The organism is Micromonospora sicca, from assembly GCF_003172935.1.
GTDB classification, from domain to species: Bacteria; Actinomycetota; Actinomycetes; order Mycobacteriales; family Micromonosporaceae; genus Micromonospora; species Micromonospora sicca.
The window spans coordinates 1-5,537 of record NZ_QGKS01000366.1 but is presented as its reverse complement, the minus strand read 5'-3'; the positions used below and the strand labels follow the sequence as shown (position 1 = coordinate 5,537).

Here is a 5,537-nt window from a genome sequence, read left to right as displayed (position 1 = left end):
GCGGAGGAGAGGTTGGGGGCGCTCGCGGGTTCGGCGATGCCGCCGGGGGCCTCCACGATCCCGGGCTCATGGGCGGACTCCGCGGCCACCATGGGCTGGTCGGCCGGCATGACGTCCGGCATCTTGGGTACGACGATCACCGCCGTGCCGTACGCGCAGATCTCCATCCACATCTCGCCACAGTCCCGGCTGTCGAAGCGCATGCCGATCACCGCGTTCGCGCCGAGCCGCTCGGCCTCCTCGCCGAGCCGGGCCACCGAGTCGGTACGCCAGCGGGTCAGGTTGTCCGGCGCCATCGGGTCGTACGCGCCACCGCGCAGGTTCTTGACCCCCTCGCGGTACGGGTTCCGGGTCCTGGCCATCGAGGACACCACTTCGCCGAGGATCTGGCGGATCTCGTAGCCGGGCAGTTGATCCGTCGTCACGACCAGCACGGTTCCGATGCTGTCAGCCGGAGAGCGGGCCGTTCGTGAGGGTTGTTCACCTGATCGGATGCTGCAAAACGAGGCGCCGGGGTCGGGCGCGTCGTGGCGGGCCCGTACGGCGGGAACTGTCGGACATCGGCCAGCGGGGCGGTCGCCGGTCACGGCAGTGGCGGATGCCCGAGAAGGCACGATCGGGCCCGAAAAGCGGCGGGAGCCGACACCCCGGGACATGCCCCGCCGGGTGCGCTCCGTCCGGATTCTCGGCGAGGGGGCCGGCGCATGGAGGCCGGCCGATGCCCTCCGCCGCCTGCGGGCGGCTGACATGCGGTAACGCGACGACCACCGGTGTAACAATTTGGTCACCTGTCGCGCTGTGAATTGCCTGCTCCGGGCAGGTTTCGCGGCCTACCGGACGGCGCGTCGACGCACTCTCCGGCGGTTATGTTGATCAGTGCCTGGACTGCGCCCGGCCGGTGCGGCCGGGACGGTATCTGCCAGGTAGGCTGGCTGCGCTCGCCCGTTGTGGGTCGGCACCCAACTGCGTACACAGTCAGGAGTGCCCAGTGTCTCGCGTCGTCGTCGACGTCATGCTCAAGCCCGAGATCCTCGATCCCCAGGGCCAGGCCGTCGCAAACGCGCTGCCCCGGCTCGGCGTCAGCGACGTCGCCTCGGTCCGGATCGGCAGGCGGATCGAGATCGAGTTCACCGGTGAACCGGACCTGGACCGGGCCCGGGAGATCGCCGACAAGCTGCTCGCCAACCCGGTCATCGAGGACTTCACCGTCCGCCTGGTCGAGGCCGACGAGACCGTGGACGCGCACCAGTGACCGCCCGGGTCGGTGTGGTGACCTTCCCCGGCTCGCTCGACGACGGGGACGCCGCCCGTGCCGTCCGGATCGCCGGCGCCGAGCCGGTCCGCCTCTGGCACGGCGACCCGGAGCTGCACGGGGTGGACGCGGTCGTCCTCCCCGGCGGCTTCTCCTACGGTGACTACCTGCGCTGCGGCGCCATCGCCCGGTTCGCCCCGGTGATGGAGACGATCGTGGACGCGGCCCGGGGTGGCCTGCCGGTGCTCGGCATCTGCAACGGCTTCCAGATCCTCTGCGAGGCCCACCTCCTCCCCGGCGCGCTCACCCGCAACCAGCACCTGCACTTCCGCAACCGGGACCAGATCCTGCGGATCGAGTCCGCCGGCACCGCCTGGACCAACGCGTTCCAGCCGGGGCAGGAGGTGCTGATCCCGGTCAAGAACGGCGAGGGCTGCTACGTCGCCGACCCCGCGACGCTGGACCAGCTCGAGGCCGAGGGTCGGGTCGTCGCCCGTTACCTCGGCGGCAATCCCAACGGTTCGCAGCGCGACATCGCCGCGATCACCAACTCCGCCGGCAACGTGGTCGGCATCATGCCGCATCCCGAGCACGCGGTGGAGGCCCTCACCGGCCCCTCCCTGGACGGTCTCGGCTTCTTCACCTCGGTGCTCAAGCACCTGGTGGGGGCGCCGGCGTGACCGTGCGCGGGACCATCGGTCGGCTCACCCGCCGGTACGCCGGCGAGCGCAGCGAGGAGAGGTCATGACCACCCATCCGGACCCTGCCGTACGGGAGACACCGGGCGCCTTCCCGGCCGCCCCGGCGGAGCCGCGGGCGGCCGTCGTGGTGCCGCAGGCCGGCCCGGTCGATGCCGGCCGCACCGCCGAGCCGGCCCCGGCCGACGACTGGGCCCTCGGCGTGGACACCGTGCCCCGGGCCTCCGGCACCCCCGAGGAGCTCCAGCCGTACGCCGAGCTGGGCCTCCGGGACGACGAGTACGACCGGATCCGGCACATCCTCGGCCGCCGGCCCACCCAGGCCGAGCTGGCCATGTACTCGATCATGTGGAGCGAGCACTGCTCCTACAAGTCCAGCAAGGTGCACCTGCGCCAGTTCGGTGAGAAGGCCCCGCCGAGCGACCGGCTGCTCGCCGGCATCGGGGAGAATGCCGGCGTGGTCCGGGTCTCCGACGAGCTGGCCGTGACCTTCAAGGTCGAGTCGCACAACCACCCGAGCTTCGTCGAGCCGTACCAGGGCGCGGCCACCGGTGTCGGCGGCATCGTCCGGGACATCCTCGCCATGGGCGCCCGTCCGGTCGCGGTGATGGACCCGCTGCGGTTCGGCGCGGCCGACCACCCGGACACCGCCCGCGTGCTGACCGGCGTGGTCGCCGGTGTCGGCGGCTACGGCAACTGCCTCGGCCTGCCGAACATCGGCGGCGAGCTCGTCTTCGACCCGAGCTACCAGGGCAACCCGTTGCTCAACGCGCTCTGCCTCGGGGTGCTCCCGGTCGACCGGCTGCAGAACAAGGCCGCCGCCGGGCCGGGCAACATCGTGGTGCTGCTGGGCGCCAAGACCGGCCGGGACGGCATCGGCGGCGTGTCGGTGCTGGCCAGCGCCACCTTCGACGAGGCCAGCGAGCAGCGCCGCCCGGCGGTGCAGGTGGGCGACCCGTTCACCGAGAAGCTGCTGATCGAGGCCTGCCTCGAGCTGTACGACGCCGAGCTGGTCGTGGGCATCCAGGACCTCGGCGGCGCCGGCTTGACCTGCGCGCTCACCGAGACCGCCGCCGCGGCCGGCACCGGCATGCGGGTCTGGCTGGAGCGGGTGCCGCTGCGCGAGCCCTCGATGGAGCCGCACGAGATCCTGGCCAGCGAGTCGCAGGAGCGGATGCTGCTGGTCGTCGCCCCGGACAAGCTGGAGTCGGTGTTCAAGACCGCCGAGAAGTGGGGCGTGCTCGCCACCGCGATCGGCGAGGTCACCGCCCCGGCGCCGGACGGCCAGCCTGGCCGGCTGCTGATCACCTGGTGTGACCAGATCGTGGTCGACGTTCCGCCGGGTTCCCTGGTCGACGACGGCCCGGTCTACGCCCGTCCGATGCGCGAGCCGGCCGACCTGATCCTGCTCCAGGCCGACCGTGCGGAGACGCTGCCCCGGCCGAACACCCCGGAGGCGCTGCGGGAGACCCTGCTGCGCATGATCGCGTCGCCGAACCTGGCCGACAAGACCTGGGTCACCGAGCAGTACGACCGGTACGTGCTGGGCAACACCGTGCTGGCCCAGCCGGAGGACTCCGGCGTGATCCGGATCGACGAGCGGACCGGCCTCGGCGTGGCGCTCTCCGTCGACGGCAACGGCCGGTACGCGCGTCTCGACCCGTACCACGGCACCAAGCTGGCGCTCGCCGAGGCGTACCGGAACGTGGCGGTGACCGGCGCGAAGCCGATCGCCGTGACGAACTGCCTCAACTTCGGCTCGCCGGAGGACCCGGGCGTGATGTGGCAGTTCGCCGAGGCCGTCCGCGGCCTGGCGGACGGCTGCCTGGAGCTGGGCATCCCGGTGACCGGCGGCAACGTCAGCTTCTACAACCAGACCGGCGCGGCGGCCATCCACCCTACCCCCGTGGTCGGCGTGCTGGGCGTGCTGGACAACGTCGCGGACCGGGTGCCGATGGGCTTCGTGCCGCGGCCGGGCGGCGACCATGACCAGCTCTTCCTGCTCGGTGAGACGCACGTGGAGCTCTCCGGCTCGGAATGGGCCTGGGTGACCCACGAGCACCTGGGTGGCATCCCGCCGCAGGTCGACCTGGGCCGTGAGCGGCAGCTCGCCGAGCTGCTGGCCGAGGCGGCCCGGGTGGGCCACCTCAGCTCCGCCCACGACCTCTCCGACGGCGGTCTGGCCCAGAGCCTGGTCGAGTCCTGCCTGCGGCGGGGCGTCGGCGCCCGGATCGCGGTGCCGGAGCACTTCACCGGCGGTTCGATGCCGTTCGTCTACCTGTTCAGCGAGTCCGCCGGGCGGGTCCTGGTGTCGGTGCCGCGCGGGCACGAGAAGGCGTTCACCGCGCTCTGCGCCGAGCGCGAGGTGCCGTGGGAGTTCATCGGGGTCACCGACCCGGCCGGCGGCGCCCTCGAGGTGCACGGTCAGTTCCGGATCGGCCTTGACGAGCTGCGCGCGGCGCACACCGAGACCCTGCCCCGGCTCTTCGGCGGCCAGGAGGCGGCCCAGGTGGAGGCGGCCCGGACCGGGACGACCACCGTCCTCCCGGCCACCGCCGAGCAGCCGGTGGACGTGGCGGCCGCCGCGACCGAGGATGGGTCCGCCGACGGCCGGCCCGCGGAGGCCATCGCGCCCCAGGCCGAGGTGACCGACGACGTCGCGGCGGTGAGCGAGGGTGCCGCCGACGAGACGACCGACGGCGGTTCCGGCGCGACCGAGCCGGCCGGCCCGGAAGGGTCCGCGGCGGCTTCCTCCGGTGACCCGGACCAGCCCGCCGCGCCCGATCAGCGCTGACGCGTTGACCGTCTACACGCAGCCCGGTTCCGGCGCCCGGTTCGACTGGGGGCTGACCGGGGCGGCCGAACTCGGCCGGGTGTGTGCCGCCCTGGTGGTGGTGGACGTGCTCTCGTTCACCACCGCCGTGGAGGTGGCGGTCGGCCGCGGCATGCGGGTGCACCCGTTCCCCTGGGGGGAGCAGGCGGCCGAGTACGCCCGCCGGGTCGGCGCCGTCGCGGCCGTCGGCCGCCGCCGGATGACCCCGGAGCATCCGTGGTCGCTGTCCCCGGCCGCGCTGCGTACCGCGCCGGTCGTCAGCGACCTGGTGCTGCCCTCACCGAACGGCTCGGCGATCAGCGCCGCCGCCAGCGCCACCGGCCTGCCGGTGGTCGCGGCGTGCCTGCGCAACGCGCGCGCCGTCGGGCGATGGCTGCGCGCCCAGGGGTACGGCTCGATCGACGCCCCCGTCGGCGTGGTCGCGGCCGGCGAACGCTGGCCGGACGGCTCGCTGCGCCCCTCCGTCGAGGACCACCTCGGGGCGGCGAGCGTGCTGGACGCCCTCGTCGGCGTGCCGGGTGGGCTCTCGGTGGAGGCGGCGATGGCGCTGGCCGCGCTGGCCAGCACCCCGGACGTGCCGGCGGCGGTCCGCGGCTGCGTCTCCGGCCGGGAACTCGTCGAGGACGGCTTCGCCGCCGACGTGGAGGTCGCCGTCCAGGTTGACGCCTCGGACGTGGTGCCGGTGCTGCGGAAGGGCTTCTTCTCCGCCGCCTGACCCGGCCCCGCCCCGCCCCTCGCCGCGTGCTCTTTCGCC

5 protein-coding genes are annotated in these 5,537 nt (G+C 73.4%); 4 read left to right on the top strand and 1 reads right to left on the bottom strand.

What is annotated here, in order from left to right; translation table 11 throughout:
* On the bottom strand, positions 1-587 hold a 587-nt coding region (locus DKT69_RS29650), incomplete at its 3' end, for a YbjQ family protein (protein ID WP_438361888.1).
* A gap of 401 nt (positions 588-988) precedes the next feature.
* On the opposite strand from DKT69_RS29650, the gene purS reads away from it, so the two are divergent.
* The 4 genes from purS to DKT69_RS29630 all read left to right on the top strand — a co-directional run bounded on the left by purS (position 989) and on the right by DKT69_RS29630 (position 5,498).
* Positions 989-1,252 carry a phosphoribosylformylglycinamidine synthase subunit PurS gene (gene purS / locus DKT69_RS29645; RefSeq protein WP_109804757.1) on the top strand — a complete coding sequence of 88 codons (264 nt, stop codon included), beginning with the start codon at positions 989-991 and terminating at the stop codon, positions 1,250-1,252.
* Positions 1,249-1,932, top strand: a complete 684-nt coding sequence (purQ, locus tag DKT69_RS29640; RefSeq protein WP_109804756.1) for a phosphoribosylformylglycinamidine synthase subunit PurQ — start codon at positions 1,249-1,251, stop codon at positions 1,930-1,932. Before purS ends, purQ begins: the two co-directional genes overlap by 4 nt.
* A 64-nt stretch (positions 1,933-1,996) precedes the next feature.
* The gene (gene purL / locus DKT69_RS29635; RefSeq protein ID WP_236648432.1) at positions 1,997-4,744 is read left to right on the top strand and encodes a phosphoribosylformylglycinamidine synthase subunit PurL; all 2,748 of its coding nucleotides are present in this window, start codon (positions 1,997-1,999) and stop codon (positions 4,742-4,744) included.
* 4 nt (positions 4,745-4,748) lie between these two features.
* Positions 4,749-5,498 (top strand): 2-phosphosulfolactate phosphatase, encoded by a 750-nt coding sequence (locus tag DKT69_RS29630; protein WP_109804758.1) that lies wholly within the window; start codon positions 4,749-4,751, stop codon positions 5,496-5,498.
* Positions 5,499-5,537 lie beyond the last annotated feature (39 nt).

What these genes read in the sequence shown, in the direction of transcription:
- purL (WP_236648432.1), top strand. Translation starts at nt 1,997, where the DNA reads ATGACCACCCATCCGGACCCTGCCGTACGGGAGACACCGGGCGCCTTC.